Origin of the sequence: Adlercreutzia sp. DFI.6.23 (assembly GCF_024462535.1) — a bacterium.
GTDB lineage: Bacteria > Actinomycetota > Coriobacteriia > Coriobacteriales > Eggerthellaceae > Adlercreutzia > Adlercreutzia rubneri.
The window spans coordinates 18,774-36,034 of the sequence record NZ_JANGBP010000014.1 but is presented as its reverse complement, the minus strand read 5'-3'; the positions used below and the strand labels follow the sequence as shown (position 1 = coordinate 36,034).

The window sequence follows — 17,261 nt, the reverse complement described above, 5'->3', positions numbered from 1 at the left end:
CGACCGATGACGAAAAGCGCAAGGGGTCGCAAAGCGCGCCGCACTGAATGGGAAGCTGCGCCGGGCCCGTGGAGCGACAGCGAAGCGGAAATGCTGGCGGCAACCTCCTATGTGCCCAAGAAATCGTCGCGCAACGGCGCTCTCGTATTCAGCGTCGCCGTGTTCATGGCCGCGGCCGCTGCGGCGCTTGTCTGCGATCTTCTTTTGGAGGGGCGCATCTCGCTCGTGGGCATTCTTGCGGCTCTGCTCGCGGCACTTGCGGCCTCTTCTTCGTTGCATATTGCTCTGGGGTGGGAAAAGGTGGTCGTGCTGCGGCTCGGCAAGTTGAACCGCGTGGTGGGACCTGGTTTCTATGCCACCATTCCCATTTTGGAGCATGGGACCATTCGCGTCGATCAGCGCATTATCGCCACCCCCTTCCGTGCTGAGCGTACGTTGACGGCCGATCTTGTGCCTGTGAACATCGACGCGGTGCTGTTCTGGGTGGTGTGGGATGCGGAAAAGGCCTGCGTGGAAGTGGAGGACTATTACGCGGCCATATCGTATCTTGCTCAGACGTCGCTGCGCGAGGCAGTGGGGCGCTCAACGGTAGGGGAGGTGGCCTTGCGTCGCGATCAGCTGGATGAGGAGATCAAGGCCGATATCGAGAAAGAGGCCTCGGGGTGGGGCGTTGACATCATCTCCGTAAAGGTCCGCGACATCGTGATCCCGGCGGAGTTGCAAAACGTCATGTCCTTGGAGGCTCAGGCCGACCGCGAACGCAATGCTCGCATGACGGTGGCGAGTGTCGAAGCCGATTTGGCGGAGATGCTTTCTGAGGCTGCCCGCATCTACGGGGATGAGGACGCGGCCCTGAAGCTGCGTACCATGCTCATGCAATACGAGACGGTGAAGGGATCCGGTAGCGCTGTTGTCACGGTGCCCACGGCCGTAAGCGATGGTTTTGCTGAAGGCGTCCAACGCGAGGGGCGAGGGCTCTGATAGGATATAAGTACCGTTTCGCGAGAAAGAAGCATCATGGGCGTCCTTGAATCTTTCGCTATAGACCACAACTCCGGCCTTCCGGTGTGGATACAGATTAAGAACCGCATTGCCTATCTTATTGGCTCGGGAGCCTTTGTCCCCGGCGATAGGCTTCCTACGGTGCGCGCCTTGGCGGTGGATCTGGATATCAGCTACAACACGGTGAATCGCGCCTATATGGATTTGGAACGCGAGGGCTACATTTCTACTCGCAAGGGGCGGGGCACTTTCGTGGCCGAGCGCCACGATTTGGGTGCTCATACGGCTTCAGATTCTCCCATCGAGCTAGTAATCGACGACATGATCCGCGTATGTTCGAACGCAGGGCTCGCCGATGACGACATTGTCGCCATGGTACAGGCTCGCCTTGCTCACCGGGATTTCATGCGATAGGCCCCATTTGCCTTCAGGGGCCAGGGCGCGGAACGGCGCGTCAACGTGCGCAGGAAACATGCCTGGGCAAAGAGGGACAAGTCAAGTCTTTATTGTCGCAAGATATTGTGATAATGTGACACTGTGACGTTAAGACGACTACATCGAGCTTTCGTATCGATGCTATCCAGGGGGAAAGATGGCGGTCGGGAAGGAAACCGAAAAGGGAGCGGGCGACGAGGGGCGCCGTTCGGCCCTCGCCCTGTACGAGGACATCGAGGCCGAGCACATGGCCGCCCTGGAGGCGACTGGCATAGCGTTCGCCCCGTACGATAGCGAACGACTTGAACGCGAGGGACTGCTTCGCCAGTTGCGCGAGCGGGGGGCTCGCATCCGCAATGGAGGAGCGAGTGTGGCCATCGGCCCCATGAGCGTTGCCTGCGAGGCGTGCACCGGCTCCTGCGTGAGCCGCAGTTTTGCCTTGACGAACAACTGCCATCGCGACTGTTTCTTCTGCTTCAATCCCAATCAGGAGGATTTTGCCTACTGGTGCGAGCGACCTTTTCCATGGCGTCGCCAGCTGGACGATTTGGCTGCAGAGCCCGGCTCCCCGGCCTGCATTGCGCTTACTGGCGGTGAGCCTCTTTTGATGGCAGACGAGGCTGTGGCTTTCTTCTCCCGTGCCTCCGAGCTGTTTCCCGCGGCTCATCTGCGCCTGTACACGTCCGGGGACCTGCTGAGCCGCGAGCTGATCGATCGTCTCGTGCGGGCGGGCCTTCATGAGATTCGATTCTCTGTCAAGCAGGATGACAAGCCGGAGCTTTTGGAAAAGGTGCTGGAACGTATGGCTTGGGCGCGCGAGCAAGTGCCCACGGTCATGGTGGAGATGCCCGTCATTCCGGGAACCGACTCGTTCATGAAAGAGCTTTTGGCGAAGCTCGATGCCCTAGGCGTTGACGGCGTTAATTTGCTGGAGTTTGCCTATGCCATGTGGAACTGGCCCGTGTTTGAGTCCTTGGGCCTTACGCTGCGCAACCCTCCCCAGCAGGTGATGTTCGACTACACCTATGCGGGTGCTTTGGCGGTGCAGGATAGCGAGGAGGACTGCTTGCGTCTGATGCTGTGGGCGCGCGAGCAAGGCTTGGGACTGGCGCTGCATTATTGCTCATTGGAGAACAAGCATCGAGCTCAAGTGCGAAACATGAACGAGCCCTTCGCCGACATTCACGCCTGCTATGCCTTCGACTACGACGACTTCTTCCTAAAGACCGCGCTGGCTTTCGACGGCGATCGCGATCTGGTGAGACGAGCCCTAGAGAGGGAGGGCTGCCGCCAGGTTCTCGAAGACGCCGAAGGGGGGTCGTTGGCCTTTCATCCTCGCTGGCTCTCCGTTGCTCGTCGTGCTGTGCCGGAACCCGGGCGGCTGTGCGTGTCTTTCAACGTCGCGGTGGACGAGGGGCGTTCCCTGCGGGAGCTGAAAGTGGTACCCGCAGGCGAACTTTCTGTGCAGCTTACCGACAGTACAGGATCTGCCGATGCGTGTGAGCCTTGCCTCCAGGGGTTTGAAAAGAGCTGGAATCGCTAAACAGAGAAAATAGGCTCAAATTTATTGTCACAATGTATTGCGACAAAGTAACAAAGGGTTTATACTGCGCACTGAGAGCGGGGAGGGGCCGACCCCGCGCGAGGGCGGGCGCTTATGCATGGCGCCCGAATGGAGAGCGGAGAGATTCCGCTGCATTTGGAGATAGGAGGAGAAATGTCGGAACTGAACGTACCGGTCAAAGGCATTTCGCGCCGAAGCTTTCTCAAAACTACAGCTGCTGTAGCCGGAGCCGCTGCAGTGAGCGGAGCCACGATGACGGCTCTTGCTGCAACCGATGAGGAGACTGCGGGCGACGAGGAGCATGAGGTCGTTTGCGTCTGCGGTTGCAACTGCCAAGGCAATTGTTCGATGGTTGCCACGGTTCGCGAAGGCAAAATGGTAAACATACGATCTAATGAGGATCTTCCGTATCCCGCTTACGAGCGAATCTGTATGCGTGGTTTTAGCCATGCGAACCGCATGTACGACTTCAACCGCGTGCTGTATCCCATGAAGCGGAAGACGTGGAGCTTGGAAGAGCCCCATGTCGAGAACCGCGGCACCGACGAGTGGGAGCGCCTGTCGTGGGACGAGGCTACCCAGCTTGTCGCCGATACGCTCACCTACAACACGGAGAACTACGGCGTGCGCTCGAACTGCGTGCTTGTGTCTGCCGGCAACTCTTTCGCCGCCTACGGCGGCTTGATCGCCGGTCTTGGTTTCGCGAATGCCTTTGGGTTCCAGGGGCTTGACGTGTGCCTGGACTACGGCGATCTGGTCGGCATCGGAGAGGTGACCGGCAGCGGTTGGGACTTCAACCAGCGTAACATGGCTGGCGACTACCGTTTTGCCAAAACGCTTTTGATCTGGGATACGAACCCGCCCAACTCCCAGCCCCATAGCTGGCACTTCTGCATGGAGGCCAAGGACGCTGGCGCCAATCTGGTCGTCATCGACCCTACCTACACCATCGCGGCCCAACAGGCCACAAAATGGGTGCCCATCAAACCCGGTACCGATCCGGCGCTCGGCATGGCTATGCTCAACGCTATCATCGCCAACGAATGGTACGACCTGGACTTCATGCGCGAGAAGACCTGCGCTCCCCTGCTCGTGCGCGAGGACAACGGCCATTTCCTCCGCGCGACGGATTTCGGCGAGGAGGGCCCGGCACAGCTGCCCGAGTACCCGTTCTTCGGCACACTGCTACTCCAGGGCGTGAAGGCCGGCAAGGTGCCCACGTTGGAGGAGTCGGCCCACTATGTGGTATGGGACGCCGACAAGGACGCCTGGGGCCTCATCAATGACGTGGCCAACCCCGCACTCGAGGGCAGCTTCGAGGTAAACGGCGTGAAAGTTACCACGGCCTGGTCGCTGTTCAAGGAGCATATGGCCGAGTGCACGCCAGAGTGGGCTGAGGGCATCACCGAGGTGTCGGCGGATACCATCGTGGAGCTTGCCCGCATGTACTCCCAGGACACGCCCTCGACCATCTATGCGGGCTACCACCTGTACGATAACTGCGAGGAGATGGGCATGACCTGGGCCTGCCTCGCCGCCCTTACGGGCAATATCGGCAAGCGCGGCGCCTCTATCGGGCATTTGGGGAAGAGCAAGCCGACGATCAACATGGCCGGCCTCGCCTTCCCGGCGGGACTCAAGGGCCTTCACGACGAGCTGCCGTGGCTTCATCTGCCCGAGGTCTTGGAAACGGGCAAGCTGAAGGGCGAGGATTTCCCCGTGCGCCTTCTCTACAACATAGGGGCGAACCCGGTCGGCAGCTATGCGGCCCAGCGCAAGACCATCGAGGAGATCTTGCCGAAGATCCCCTGCATCGTGACGAACGACATGGAGTTCTCCGAAACCTGCGAGTACAGCGACATTGTGCTGCCCTGCGCCCACTACTTCGAGTACGACTGGATTCAGGCCAGCTCGCACACTCCCTTCCTGTACATGGCGAACAAGGTGGCCGACCCCATCGGTGAGGCGAAGGAGGACGTGGAGATCTTCCGGGCCATTGCCGAGCGCATGGACAACGAGGCGGCCAAGGCGTTCTACGCCAAGTCCAACGAGGAAATGATGCGCATGGTGGTCGATACCGAGAAGGGCGAGCCGGTGGGCATTACCTTCGACAACCTCAAGGAGAAGGGCGTGCTGGCCGACCGAGACGAGAACTGGATTCACTGGGAAGAACAGCGCTGGCCTACGCTTTCCGGCCGTCTGGAATTCTACGTGGAGAATCCCGGCGCTCGCATCGACATCGGCAAGCCCATCGACAAGGACTTTTACCATATGCCCACCTACCATACGCCCTTCGAGGCCTACGATGAGAGCGAGCAGCACGAAAAATATCCCCTGTACCATTATTGCGAGCGCACAAGATGGCACTTGCATACCCAGTACAACCATGCTCCTGTGCTGCGCGAGCTTGATCCGGAGCCCTATTTGCGCATGAACCCCGTTGATGCCGAAGCGCGCGGCATCGCTGAGGGCGACTACGTCGAGGCCTACAACGATCGGGGCCACTGCGTGTGCAAGGCGAAATTCGATATGGGCGTCAGGCCGGGCATGGTCTCCTCGCCCAAGGGATGGCACCGGGGAGCCTATGTGGCGGGCAGCTATCAAGAGCTGACCTGCGACCATTTGAATCTGCTTCATATGAACACGTCGTTCGACGACACGCTCGTCGAAGTGCGCAAGTACGAGGGAGAGGTGAGATAAATGACCCGTTATGGAATGGTGATCGACACTAAGAAGTGCATTGGCTGCCACGTATGTGCCATGGCGTGCAAAACGGAGAACAACTTGCCCAACGATGTATGGTGGAACCGCATCTTCACCGATAACGGTGGCGAGATGGGGTTCGACATGGTGGGCGGCTCGTATCCTGACAATTTGCAGTTCGGCTATATCCCCGTCGCCTGCCAGCATTGCGAGAATCCCGCCTGCGTGAAGGTATGCCCGGTGGGAGCGACCTACAAGGATCCCGAAACGGGAGTGGTGCGCCAGGATTACGACAAGTGCATCGGCTGCCGCATGTGCATGAGTGCTTGCCCTTACAACGGTGTGCGTTCTTTCAACTGGGAAGAGCCCGTATTCCACATGGACTATGCCATGGGCAGCAAGGATGCGCCCGAACATCAGCAGCACGTCGTGGAGAAGTGCACGTTCTGCTACCACCGCACGTCTCAAGGCATTGAGCCGGCTTGCATGCACCTTTGCGTGGGTCGAGCACGTTTTTGGGGCGACTTAGATGACCCGACTTCTGAGGTAAGCCGTCTTCTTGCGGAACGGTCGCACAAGCGGCTCTTGGAAGATCGTGGCACGGAGCCTTCAACTTACTATCTCGTCTAGCAGAGGGGAGTGACATTATGTCCGAGTATATGCAGGGTGGAGCCCTTGCCAGCGATGACCTCGATTTCTCAGCGTCCAGCGATCGAGGGCGTGCTAGTGAGCACGCGTCGACGGCCGTCAAGAGTCCTGCTCTCAATGTTGCCATCGGCGTGAGCGCCGTGGTGATGGTGGTCGGCTTGGTGCTGTGGTTTATGCAGCTGTCGGGCGGCATGGTGCAGACCGCCATGCGCAACCTCGACAGCTGGGGCCTCTACATCACGGGCTTCATGTTTTTCGTGGGCCTGTCGGCCGGCGGTCTTATCATCTCGTCGGTGCCCAAGGCCCTCGGCATCCGCGGCTTCGGCGGTATCTCGAAAGTGGCGGTGTTCTCATCCATCGCCTGCACGGTGGTCGCCATCGGTCTTGTAGTGGTGGATATGGGCCAGCCCTTCCGCGTGTGGGAGCTGTTCGTTTACTCCAATCTGGGCAGCCCGCTTATGTGGGATATCATTGTCCTTTCCACCTACCTCATCCTGTCGTGCGTATACCTGTGGGCCCAGATTCAGGCCGAGCGCGGCAAGGTCAGCGCTGTGGCCTTGCGCGTCATCTCGGTGATCGCTCTCGTTACCGCCGTGCTCGTCCATTCGGTAACTGCCTGGATCTTCAGTCTTCAGCAGGGGCACGAGATGTGGCATACAGCCCTTCTGGCTCCTTGGTTCGTGTCCTCCGCTCTGGTGTGTGGTACGGCGCTCGTGATGGCTGTTGTCATTGGATTGCGCCGTGCCGGTTACCTCAACGTGGAGCAAGACAACATCGTGCGTCTCGCCAAGCTGCTCGGAGCCTTTGTGCTGGTGGATTTGTACTTCTTTGGCTGTGATCTGCTTACCGAAGGGTTCCCGGGTGGCGCAGGGGCAGAGGTAGTGGCCATGCTGACCCAAGGTCCTCTGGCCCCCTACTTCTGGTTCGAGATCATCGGCTGTGTCGCGTGCGCCGTCATCTGCCTGACTCCTGCCCTGCGTCGCAACGGTCTTCTGGTGACGGCTTCGTTGCTGGCCATCGCCGGCATCTTCTGCAAGCGCGTTCAGCTGCTGGTGGGCGGATTCCAAATCACTAACCTGGCCGACATGGCACCTGCAGTGAATTCCATGAGCATCACCTACGCCGATGGCACGCTTGCCGATGCCTATGCGAACCTCGTCTACTGGCCGACGCCGCTGGAGGCGGGCGTGACGCTGGGCGTCGTGGCCCTTGGGTTCCTCGTGTTCTTCTTGGGGCTCAAGTTTCTCCCGTTGCGTCCCTCCGAGAAGTAGTCAGTTGCGCGGACGCGAGCCGAGCCCTCCAATCAGCCCTGCGTCTTTCTGACATGCGGGCCGCCTGCCGCAGGGCGGGCGGCCCTTCTCTTTCGGAGGAGGAAGGAGTCCTATGAAAAAGATCGCCGTGACGGCGGCGGTGTTTCTGCTGGCCGCAGTCTGTTCGGTCGGTGCTGTGATGCTTGTTCAGCCTGAGGCGTTGAGTGTGCGACCCATTACGGAGACTTCACCCTGTCCTGTGGTGGGATGCGCTTCAGGAAGCTGCCACGGTTTCGACGACGTGCCCGAGCCGGATGGCGTGCACGAGATGACGTGCCCGGAAGCTTCCTGCGCATCGGTGGAGTGCCATGGTTGGGAAACTCTCGGCTCGCGCTACCACCAGGCATCGGATGCGAGCTTGAACCTGTGGATACTTATGCCGGTGGCCCTTGTGGTGGCGCTTGTCGGCATCGTGCGGAAGGTGGGACGCTCATGAGAGTGCTCGTTGTTGATGCGCTGGCGCTGGTTTTGTATATCGTGGTGTCGCTGCCTGCGATGACGGGCGTTGGCGCGCACGAGTGGCTGGGGCTTGGTATCGGGTTGGTCCTGCTTGTGCACGGGGCCCAGCATGTTGATTTTGCCGGCCACCTTTTGACGAGTCGGGGCGCCTGGCGAGCAAAGGGACGAATTTTGCTCGATGCTGCGCTGGTGCTTTCCGTTGCAGTTGTTGTCCTGTCGGGTCTCATGGAATCGGGAACAGTTCTGCCTGCCTTTGGCTTTTATGCCGAGGGCTATTACTTTTGGGGGCCGCTGCATGCTGCTTCCGCCAAGGTGCTTCTCGCGCTTCTTGTTGTGCATGGGGCGCTCAATCTCGGCTCGGCGTGGCGTCTGGCCCAACGCGCCCGTGCGAAGGAAGATGAATGAACTTTCGGCAGCTATTTGACGGTTGCCTTTGATCTTGCAAAAAAGAGCGGCCCGGGCGAGTGTCCGGGCCGCTCGGCGTTTCTGGTGCGGATTCGTGCCTACTCCACGTCCACGACGTCGTCGGTGGTGAGGGCGTCGGCCATGAGGTCGCGGTACTCGGCGGGGGAGGCGGCGTTGGTGGCGGCGCCCAGTTCGGTATCGCTTGCCTGGGGCTCGGGGATTTCCGCGGAGGTGTCGGTTGGATCAAGCCCTGCGTCTACCCGGCGCATCATGTCCTGCCACTCGGCGTACTGGGTGCCCACGTAGCTGATGCCGTCCTGGTTCAGGGTGTAGCTGGGGCAGGCGGCCGAGTACATGGTGAGTCCCTTGTCCTTGAAGGTGAGCGCGAGGGACACCAGATCGGTCACGGAGTAGTCGGTGGTCACGCAGCGGGCGAGGGATTCCACGGTACCGGGGATCTCGGTGATGGACTTCGAGAGCACCTTCTCCACGATGGCCTCGATGATCATGCGCTGGGCCTGGGCGCGGGAGAAGTCACCGGCGCGGGTGGCGTGGCGCTCGCGGGCGAAGGCGAGGGCCTGGTCGCCGTCGAGGGTCTGCTCGCCGGCCTCAAGGGAGATGCCGCTCGTGTCGGAATAGAAGCTCTCGGGCACGTTCACCTGAATACCGCCGAGTTCGTTCACAACGTCCTTCAGCTCCTCGAAGTGCACCTCCACGTAGTGGGTGATGGGCACGCCGGCGAAGGTGGAGAGCGTTTTCACGGCCTCGGACGGGCCGCCGAAGGCATAGGCGGCGTTGATCTTCTGGGTGCCGTGACCCTCGATATTGATCATGGTGTCGCGGGGCACCGAGATGAGATCGACCACGCCCTTGTCGGGATCGATGCGGGCGAGCATGGTCACGTCCGAGCGGCTGGCTGTCTCGCCCTTGCGGGCGTCGCTGCCGAAGATGCCCACGTAATAGGAGCCGTCGGCCTTGGCCGGGGCCAGCTGCTCGCCGAGCTCCTTGAACTCGGCGTCATCGAGGCCGCCCTGGATGGTGGCGTTGATGCCGTTCAGGTAGAGCGCGAGCGCCGTGCCGGCACCGGCGAGGATGACGACGAGGGCCGCGGCGATGCCGAGAGCGATCTTCTTACCGCGCGACTTCTTGCGAGCCGCTTTGGCGTGGGCAAGGCTGTCCGTGGCAGCGAAGCTTTGGGAGCCGCCCGCGGCGGAAACGGGGCTTGCGGTCGGCGCGAAGCCGGTGCCCTCGAAGGAGGAGCGGGCGCGGGAGGCGCGAGGCGTCCGCGAGGCGTCCGCCTGGGCGCTGCGAGAACGGGCGGCCTGGGCGCTCCGGGTGCTGCGGCCGGCGCTCGTTACGGGGGCGGAGTGGGAACCGCGGCGTCCCTGCGTGGAGCCGAGCGGCGCCGAGTGGGCGCCCCGGCGCGAGGTGCCGGAGTTGAGCGGAGCGGAATGCTTGCCAGGTCTGTTTGCCATAGGGTTCGGCGCGCAGGCGCCTGCCTCCTCGATAAACGCGGTGGTACGAATGCGAAACCCCAAGATACCAGGAAAAGAGCAACTGCGGGCCGCCTTCGACAAGAAAACAGGCTTTTGGAAGGGTGGTGGAAGGGGAAGGAAGGGGTTGCCGAAAAGGGCGGCGCTCTCTATAATGCGAGCTATTGAACAGTGTGTCCAATTTTGGCCGTTCTGTCGAAATCCGACCGCTGTATCGCAACCGAACGAAGGAGACCGTCATAGCCACGGCAACCTGCGCGCCGGCCGCCCCCTGCGAGGATCGGCGCATCGCGAAATCGAGGCGGGCCCTGCGCGGCGCCCTCATCGAGCTCATGGAGGAGCGCGGCTACGATGCGCTCACCGTGAACGATCTGTGCGAGCGGGCCGATACGTCCCGTGGCACCTTCTACAACCACTTCCGCGACAAGGACGGGCTGCTCGCCGTGCTGGAGGACGAGGTCATGGCCGACCTCGATGCCCTGCAGGGACGCATGCAGTCCATCACCTTGGCGGATATGCTGGCCTTCCGCGCGACGGGCCGGCCGCTGCCGTTTCTCGTGGAGCTCTTCGACTACCTGCGCGAGCAGAGCGATTTTTTGCACGCGGTGCTCGGCCCCGGGGGCGATGTGCGCTTCGGGCCGCGGCTGCGCGAGGCGGTCTGCGAGAACCTGGTGCAGAACATCCTGCATGAGAAGTATCGCGACAACCCTACGGTTTTCGTGGAGTACTATGTGGCCTTCTACGCCGCCGCCTACCTGGGCATCATCGCCCACTGGATCGAGCGCGGCTGCCCCGAATCCTCTGAGACCATGGCGCGCATCGCCATGCGCCTTCTGTTCATCAAACCCGGCGAATCCATCGAGCTGCAAGTTGGGAGAAAGTCCGATGAAGAAAAACACCAAGAACAGCAAGTACACTGAGATCATCACCGAGGCCTCAACCTCGGCGAAAGAGCTGGCATCTGCGGCGTGCGCCTCTTGCGCGCCGCGGGTGACCACGGTGGAGACGGCCCAGACTTCCGCCGAGGCCAGCGCCGCTGCGGAGGCGTGCCCCTTCCATATCGGCATCGACGTGGGATCGACCACGGTGAAGCTGGCGGTGCTGAACAACGACAACGAAATCCTGTGGGCGGTGTACCGCCGCCATCACGCCGACGTGCGCGCCACCATCGTGGAGGTGCTGCGCGAGGCCGCCGCGGCCTATCCGGACGAGACCATGACCATCGCCATCACCGGATCGGGCGGCCTGCTTCTGTCCCAGTGGCTCGATGTCACTTTCGTGCAGGAGGTCATCGCGTCGAAGACGGCGGTGGAGACCTTCATCCCCAAAACCGACGTCGCCATCGAGTTGGGCGGCGAGGACGCGAAGATCATCTACTTCGACAACGGTATCGAGCAGCGCATGAACGGCACCTGCGCCGGCGGCACGGGCGCCTTCATCGACCAGATGGCGGCCCTTCTGGACACGGATGCCGGCGGCCTGAACGAGCTGGCGGCCGATCATGAGACCATCTACCCCATCGCGAGCCGCTGCGGCGTGTTCGCCAAGACCGATGTTCAGCCGCTTCTGAACGAGGGCGCGCGCAAGGAGGACATCGCCGCCTCCATCTTCCAGTCGGTGGTGACTCAGACCATCTCCGGTCTCGCCTGCGGCCGGCCCATCCGGGGGCATGTGGCCTTCCTCGGCGGCCCCTTGCAGTACCTGCCCGAACTGCGCAAGCGCTTCTACGAAACCTTGGAATTGACCGACGAGGCCATCATCGTGCCCGAGAACGCGCACCTGTTCGTGGCTGCCGGCTGCGCCATCGCCGGTGTGGCAGAGGGCGCGCGGCCCGAGAAGCTTTTCGATGTGCTGACGCGCCTGGAGGGCCTGGGCGACATGCAGGGCTCGGAGGTGGTACGCCTGGCGCCGCTGTTCGCCGACGAGGCGGAGCTGGCGGAGTTCCACGCTCGCCACGACGCCGAGCGCGTGCGTCGCGCGTCGCTTGAGGACTACCGGGGCGTGGCCTTCCTCGGCATCGACGCCGGCTCCACCACGTTCAAGGCGGCGCTCATCGGCGAGGACGGGGCGCTTCTGTGGTCCACCTACGCCTCGAACAAGGGCGACGTGCTGGGCTGCGCCAAGGCGGCCGTGGCCGAGCTGTACCAGGCGCTGCCCCGCGACCCGGAAACGGATGAGCCGCTCGTGCAGATAGGCCACGCCACGGTGACCGGCTACGGCGAGGGGCTTCTGCTGGAGGCCCTGCGGGTCGACTCCGGCGAGATTGAGACGGTGGCCCATTTGCGCGGCGCCCAGGAGATGCTGCCCGGCGTGGAGTTCATCCTGGACATCGGCGGCCAGGACATGAAGTGCTTGCGCGTGAAGGACGGCGTCATCGACCACATCATGCTGAACGAGGCCTGTTCCTCGGGCTGCGGCAGCTTCATCGAGTCCTTCGCGAGCGGCCTGAACCTGGACGTGGCCGAGTTCGCCGCCACGGCCATCTCCGCCGAGAACCCGGTGGATCTGGGCAGCCGCTGCACCGTGTTCATGAACAGCCGCGTGAAACAGGCCCAGAAGGAGGGCGCCACCGTAGGCGACATCGCCGCGGGTCTGGCGATTTCCGTTATCAAGAACGCCCTGTTCAAGGTCATCAAGATTCGCGACCCGCACGATGTGGGCACGAAGGTCATCGTGCAGGGCGGCACCTTCTTGAACGATGCGGTGCTGCGCGCCTTCGAGCAGCTCTCCGAAGTGAACGCCATCCGTCCCGACATCGCCGGCAACATGGGCGCCTTCGGCGCGGCATTGTTGGCCCGCGACCGCTTTGAGGAGACGCGTCGGCGCACCGAGAACGTGCCGCTGTCGCCGGATCTGGGCCCGAAGGTGCCCCTGAGTGGGCTTTTGTCCCTTGAGGAGATCGAGGCGCTCGCGCCGACGCATCGCACCGTGCGCTGCAAGGGCTGCTCGAACGCCTGCCTGCTCACAGTGAACGATTTCGGCATCGATGCGGCGACGGGCAAGCACCGCCGCTTCATCACCGGCAACCGCTGCGAGAAGGGCGAGAGTTTGGGCACCGGCACCGAGAAGTCGGCCGTGCCGAACCTGTTCGAGTACAAGGCCGAGCGCACCTTCGGCTACGAGCCCCTGGCGCCCGAGGAGGCGCCCCGCGGCACCGTGGGCATCCCGCGCGCGCTCAACATGTACGAGAACTACCCGTTCTGGTTCACCTTCTTCACGAAGCTGGGGTACCGGGTGGTGCTGTCCGACCCGTCCACGAAGAAGACCTACGAGGCCGGCATCGAATCGATGCCCTCCGAGAGCGTGTGCTATCCGGCGAAGCTTTCGCACGGCCACATCATGAACCTGCTCGACAAGCACCCGGACTTCATCTGGATGCCGTGTTCGAAGTGGGAGCGCCAGGAGGACGAGACCGCCGGCAACCACTTCAACTGCCCCATTGTGGCGAGTTACCCCGAGGCGCTGCGCCTGAACATCGACGAGCTGCGCGAGACCGATGTGGCCTTCGTGTCGCCGTGGGTGCCCTACCACGACAAGGACAAGCTGGCCGAGCGCCTGGTGGTGGAGCTGACCGAGAACTTTGCGAAAGAGACGAACGGGTGCGGCCCCGCGCTCACGGCTGACGAGATCCGGGCGGCGGTGGAGGCGGCCTGGGCCGAGGACGAGGCGTTCAAACGCGATATTCGCACGAAGGGTGTGGAAACCCTCGCGTGGATGGAGAAGACCGGCACGCGCGGCATCGTGTTGGCCGGGCGCCCCTACCATCAGGATCCCGAGATCAACCACGCCATCCCCGAGCTGCTCACGAGCTTCGGTTTGGCCGTGCTCACCGAGGACTCCGTGGCGCACTTGGGCCAGCTGGAGCGGCCCATTCGCGTGGTGGATCAGTGGATGTACCACACGCGCCTGTACGCGGCGGCCAAGGTGGTCACCCAGCGTAAGGATCTCGATCTCATTCAGCTGAACTCCTTCGGATGCGGCCTGGATGCCCTCACCACCGATCAGGTGCAGGAGGTGTTGGAAGCGGCCGGCAAGGTGTACACGGTGCTGAAGATCGACGAGGTGTCGAACTTGGGCGCGGCGCGCATTCGCGTGCGCAGTCTTTTGGCGGCCTTGAAGGACCAGGCCGACCGCGAGGCCGAGGCGGAAGCCGACGCCGCCGCCGAGAAGAGGGGCTGTCCGGCTGCGTGCATCGACTTGGACAACCTGGATAAGCTCGTGCCCGCCAGCTTCACCGAGAAGGCCGATGGCGTGGTGGCCGCGGCCGAGATCGAGCAGCGCGAGGGCGCCTCCACCGAGTTCGCGCGCCCCCAGTTCACCGAGCAGATGCGCGATGGGGGCTGGACGATTCTGGCGCCCCAGATGGCCCCCTACCACTTCGAGCTTCTGGTGCCCATCTTCAAGCGCGCCGGCTACAACGTGGCGCTTCTGCCCTCGGTGGACCACGGCGCGGTGGACGCGGGCCTGAAGTACGTGAACAACGACATCTGCTACCCGTCCATCCTGGTCACGGGCCAGATTATGGAAGCGGTGCTGTCGGGCAAGTACGACACCGACAAGCTGGCCGTGCTCATCACCCAGACCGGCGGCGGCTGCCGCGCCACCAACTACATCTCGCTCATCCGCAAGGCGCTGAAGTCCGTGGGGCTCGGGCACATCCCGGTCATCGCCATCTCCTTCAAGGACCTGGGCGAGGAGAACCCTGGCTTCAAGATCACGCCGAAGATGCTCTACCAGGCCATTTACGCGCTGCAGTACGGCGATTTGCTCATGATGTGCTTGTATCGCACGCGCCCCTACGAGGTGGAGCCGGGCAGCGCGAACCGCCTGTTCCAGTACTGGATGGACGCCTGCAAGCACCAGCTCGAGCGCGGCGTGCGCCAGTCGGAGTTCCGCCGCACGGTGCGCCGCATCGTGGAGGACTTCGACGCGCTGCCCCTGGCCGGCGAGGGCACGAAACCCCGCGTGGGCGTGGTGGGCGAGATCCTCGTGAAGTTCCACCCGACGGCCAACAACCAGATCGTGGACGTCATCGAGCGCGAGGGCTGCGAGGCCGTGGTGCCCGGGCTTATCGAGTTCTTCCTGTTCGGCATCGCCGGCGGCATCTTCCAGCAGCCTATCGGCAAGTCGAAGAAGAGCGCGCTCGGGAGCAAGATCGGCCTGGCCGCCATCAAGAAGCTGCGCAAGCCCGTGAACGACGCGCTGGAGAAGTCGAGTCGCTTCCACCCGCCGGCGGACATCTACGAGCTGGCCGACTACGCGAGCGAGATCCTTTCCCTGTGCAACTCCATGGGCGAGGGGTGGCTGCTCACCGCTGAGATGGTGGAGCTCATTCGCTCCGGCTGCCCGAACGTGGTGTGCACCCAGCCCTTCGCCTGTTTGCCGAACCACGTGGTGGGCAAGGCCACCATTAAGGAGCTGCGCCGCCGCTACCCGGAGAGCAACATCGTGGCCGTGGACTACGACCCCGGTGCGAGCGAGGTGAACCAGCTCAACCGCATCAAGCTCATGATCGCCGTGGCCAAGGCGAATTTGGCCGAGAAGGAGGCCGAGGCCCGTGCCGCCCGGGCGGTGGCCCGCGACGGAGCGCCTGAGGAACCCGAGACCGTGGCGGCATCCGTAGAGGTGGAGACCACCGAGGTCGTGGGGTAGTGGAATCCGCCAACGCTTCGGGAAAACTCGTCATCGTGCCGACGCCCATTGGGAATTTGGGCGATATGACGCTGCGCTCGCTGGAGGCGCTGCGCGAGGCCGACGTGGTGTGCGCGGAGGACACCCGGGTAACGGGGAAGCTGCTCGCGCATTTCGGGATCGAGAAGCGGCTCGCGCGGCTGGACGAGGCGATGATCGGCTCGCGGGCTGCGGGCGTGGTGGAGCGCGTGGCAGCCGGCGAGGTGGTGGCCTACTGCTCGGACGCCGGCATGCCCGGCGTGTCCGACCCGGGGCTGCGACTTGTGGCCGCGGCGCGCGAGGCCGGTGTGGCCGTGGAGGTGCTGCCCGGCGCCTCGGCGGCGGCCTGCGCCTACGTGGCCTCGGGAACGGTGTGCCCGCGCTTCTACTTCGGCGGCTTCTTCCCACGCAAGGCGACCGAGCAACGGACGGTGCTCGCAGAGCTTTCCGGGTTGGACGCGGCTCTCGTGTTCTACGAGAGCCCGAACCGGCTGGTGGCGGCGCTTTCGGTCATCGCCGAGGTGCTGCCGTGGCGCGAGGTGGCGGTCTGCCGCGAGCTGACGAAGCTGCACGAGGAGGTGGCCCGGGGGAGTGCCGCCGAGCTGCGCGAGCGGTTCGCGGCCCGTGCCGAGGAGCCCGGCGGCGTTCGCGGCGAGATCGCGCTCGTGATAGACGCCCCGGGCGAGACGGAGGCGGCCGTCGGTGCCGAGGAGGCCGCGGCATCGGCTGCCGAGCGCGCTGTCGAGCTGGTGGCGGAGGGCCTGCGCACCAAGGAGGTCACCAAGCACCTTGTCGCCGAGTTCGGCATTTCCCGCAACGACGCCTACAACCTGGCCATGGAGGCCGCGCGATGACTTCGGTGTCATTCTGAGCGAGCGAAGCGAGTCGAATAATTTCATGGCAGCAGCGAGAAAGCGTCCGGCAAAAATGATGCCTCCCGAGCTCGTCTTCATCGACGGGCTGGAGGTCTGGCTCACCCGCAAGGCCATCAAGAATATGCACCTGCGGGTAAAGCCTCCCGACGGGCGCATCGAGGTGTCGGCGCCCCTGCACTTGCCGCTCGCCACCATCCGGAAGTTCGTGGGGGAGAAGCGCGACTGGATAGAGCGCCAGCAGCAGGAGATCGCGCAATCGCCCCGTGTCGAGGCCGCCGCGGCCACGCCTACGGAAGTGGCCCAGTGGAAAGCGGTCGTTGCGGCCTGCGTGCCGGCGCTCATCGAGGCGTGGGAGCCCGTCATGGGCGTGAAGGCGGGCAAGATCGCCTACCGCAACATGACGAGTCGCTGGGGCAGCTGCCAGCCCTCGACCGGCCGCATCTGCATCAACGTGCGCTTGGCCCTCTACCCGCCGGAGTGCTTGGAATACGTGGTCGTCCACGAGCTGTGCCACCTGCTTGAGCGCGGCCACGGCCCTCGCTTCCACGCGCTTATGGACACTTTCATGCCCGACTGGAAAGAGCGCCGCGCCAAGCTGCGCTAGCGTCGGGATTCGGCACTGCGAAATTGAAGCGAACTTTTGTACTAAAAGGGCTTTTCATTGGGCTTGTATTACATTACAATGCGAACAAACATT

The 17,261-nt window shown here is 63.0% G+C and carries 13 protein-coding genes and 1 pseudogene; 13 read left to right on the top strand and 1 reads right to left on the bottom strand.

Annotated features, from left to right (window positions below; all coding sequences use genetic code 11):
• The first annotated feature begins 6 nt into the window (after positions 1-6).
• From NE591_RS11530 to NE591_RS11495, 9 genes and pseudogenes are all read left to right on the top strand, one after another.
• Positions 7-981 carry a slipin family protein gene (locus NE591_RS11530; RefSeq protein ID WP_157012546.1) on the top strand — a complete coding sequence of 325 codons (975 nt, stop codon included), beginning with the start codon at positions 7-9 and terminating at the stop codon, positions 979-981.
• Positions 982-1,017: 36 nt separating this feature from the next.
• The gene (locus NE591_RS11525; RefSeq protein WP_157012545.1) at positions 1,018-1,416 is read left to right on the top strand and encodes a GntR family transcriptional regulator; all 399 of its coding nucleotides are present in this window, start codon (positions 1,018-1,020) and stop codon (positions 1,414-1,416) included.
• A gap of 268 nt (positions 1,417-1,684) precedes the next feature.
• Complete coding sequence (locus NE591_RS11520; protein WP_173113996.1) at positions 1,685-2,980, top strand: radical SAM protein; 1,296 nt, start codon at positions 1,685-1,687, stop codon at positions 2,978-2,980.
• A 114-nt stretch (positions 2,981-3,094) separates the two neighbouring features.
• Positions 3,095-3,247, top strand: a pseudogene (locus tag NE591_RS16325) (twin-arginine translocation signal domain-containing protein); the annotation flags it as partial.
• 186 nt (positions 3,248-3,433) lie between these two features.
• Positions 3,434-5,701: a molybdopterin-dependent oxidoreductase gene (locus tag NE591_RS11515; protein WP_227081070.1), complete on the top strand. Its 2,268-nt coding sequence runs from the start codon at positions 3,434-3,436 to the stop codon at positions 5,699-5,701.
• Positions 5,702-6,334, top strand: a complete 633-nt coding sequence (locus tag NE591_RS11510; RefSeq protein ID WP_114539213.1) for a 4Fe-4S dicluster domain-containing protein — start codon at positions 5,702-5,704, stop codon at positions 6,332-6,334.
• 17 nt (positions 6,335-6,351) lie between these two features.
• The gene (gene nrfD / locus NE591_RS11505) at positions 6,352-7,623 is read left to right on the top strand and encodes an NrfD/PsrC family molybdoenzyme membrane anchor subunit (protein ID WP_227070122.1); all 1,272 of its coding nucleotides are present in this window, start codon (positions 6,352-6,354) and stop codon (positions 7,621-7,623) included.
• Between the two features lie 112 nt (positions 7,624-7,735).
• Positions 7,736-8,098: a hypothetical protein gene (locus NE591_RS11500; protein ID WP_114539212.1), complete on the top strand. Its 363-nt coding sequence runs from the start codon at positions 7,736-7,738 to the stop codon at positions 8,096-8,098.
• A complete protein-coding gene (locus tag NE591_RS11495) occupies positions 8,095-8,526 on the top strand; it encodes a DUF4405 domain-containing protein (RefSeq protein WP_157012542.1) in 432 nt (143 codons plus the stop codon). Before NE591_RS11500 ends, NE591_RS11495 begins: the two co-directional genes overlap by 4 nt.
• Before the next feature lie 98 nt (positions 8,527-8,624).
• Here the strand turns inward: NE591_RS11495 and NE591_RS11490 are convergent, their stop codons facing one another.
• Positions 8,625-10,001 carry an LCP family protein gene (locus NE591_RS11490; RefSeq protein WP_173113990.1) on the bottom strand — a complete coding sequence of 459 codons (1,377 nt, stop codon included), beginning with the start codon at positions 9,999-10,001 and terminating at the stop codon, positions 8,625-8,627.
• A 191-nt stretch (positions 10,002-10,192) separates the two neighbouring features.
• Here NE591_RS11490 and NE591_RS11485 point away from each other — a divergent pair, with 191 nt between their 5' ends.
• From NE591_RS11485 to NE591_RS11470, 4 genes are all read left to right on the top strand, one after another.
• Positions 10,193-10,939 (top strand): TetR/AcrR family transcriptional regulator, encoded by a 747-nt coding sequence (locus NE591_RS11485; protein ID WP_371130589.1) that lies wholly within the window; start codon positions 10,193-10,195, stop codon positions 10,937-10,939.
• Positions 10,905-15,671 carry a 2-hydroxyacyl-CoA dehydratase gene (locus NE591_RS11480; protein WP_256156702.1) on the top strand — a complete coding sequence of 1,589 codons (4,767 nt, stop codon included), beginning with the start codon at positions 10,905-10,907 and terminating at the stop codon, positions 15,669-15,671. The genes NE591_RS11485 and NE591_RS11480 overlap by 35 nt, the downstream gene beginning before the upstream one ends.
• Positions 15,671-16,543 (top strand): 16S rRNA (cytidine(1402)-2'-O)-methyltransferase, encoded by an 873-nt coding sequence (gene rsmI / locus NE591_RS11475; protein ID WP_256156701.1) that lies wholly within the window; start codon positions 15,671-15,673, stop codon positions 16,541-16,543. The genes NE591_RS11480 and rsmI overlap by 1 nt, the downstream gene beginning before the upstream one ends.
• 73 nt (positions 16,544-16,616) lie before the next feature.
• Positions 16,617-17,168, top strand: coding sequence for a M48 family metallopeptidase (locus NE591_RS11470; RefSeq protein WP_173115356.1), 552 nt, complete (start codon positions 16,617-16,619; stop codon positions 17,166-17,168).
• Positions 17,169-17,261: the final 93 nt, after the last annotated feature.

Excerpts from the sequence above, each read along its gene's own strand:
- NE591_RS11495 (WP_157012542.1), top strand. The coding sequence starts at position 8,095 with ATGAGAGTGCTCGTTGTTGATGCGCTGGCGCTGGTTTTGTATATCGTG.
- NE591_RS11480 (WP_256156702.1), top strand. The coding sequence starts at position 10,905 with ATGAAGAAAAACACCAAGAACAGCAAGTACACTGAGATCATCACCGAG.
- NE591_RS11470 (WP_173115356.1), top strand. The coding sequence starts at position 16,617 with ATGATGCCTCCCGAGCTCGTCTTCATCGACGGGCTGGAGGTCTGGCTC.
- nrfD (WP_227070122.1), top strand. The coding sequence starts at position 6,352 with ATGTCCGAGTATATGCAGGGTGGAGCCCTTGCCAGCGATGACCTCGAT.
- NE591_RS11490 (WP_173113990.1), bottom strand. The coding sequence starts at position 10,001 with ATGGCAAACAGACCTGGCAAGCATTCCGCTCCGCTCAACTCCGGCACC.
- NE591_RS11500 (WP_114539212.1), top strand. The coding sequence starts at position 7,736 with ATGAAAAAGATCGCCGTGACGGCGGCGGTGTTTCTGCTGGCCGCAGTC.
- NE591_RS11525 (WP_157012545.1), top strand. The coding sequence starts at position 1,018 with ATGGGCGTCCTTGAATCTTTCGCTATAGACCACAACTCCGGCCTTCCG.
- NE591_RS11515 (WP_227081070.1), top strand. The coding sequence starts at position 3,434 with ATGCGTGGTTTTAGCCATGCGAACCGCATGTACGACTTCAACCGCGTG.
- NE591_RS11530 (WP_157012546.1), top strand. The coding sequence starts at position 7 with ATGACGAAAAGCGCAAGGGGTCGCAAAGCGCGCCGCACTGAATGGGAA.
- NE591_RS11520 (WP_173113996.1), top strand. The coding sequence starts at position 1,685 with ATGGCCGCCCTGGAGGCGACTGGCATAGCGTTCGCCCCGTACGATAGC.
- NE591_RS11510 (WP_114539213.1), top strand. The coding sequence starts at position 5,702 with ATGACCCGTTATGGAATGGTGATCGACACTAAGAAGTGCATTGGCTGC.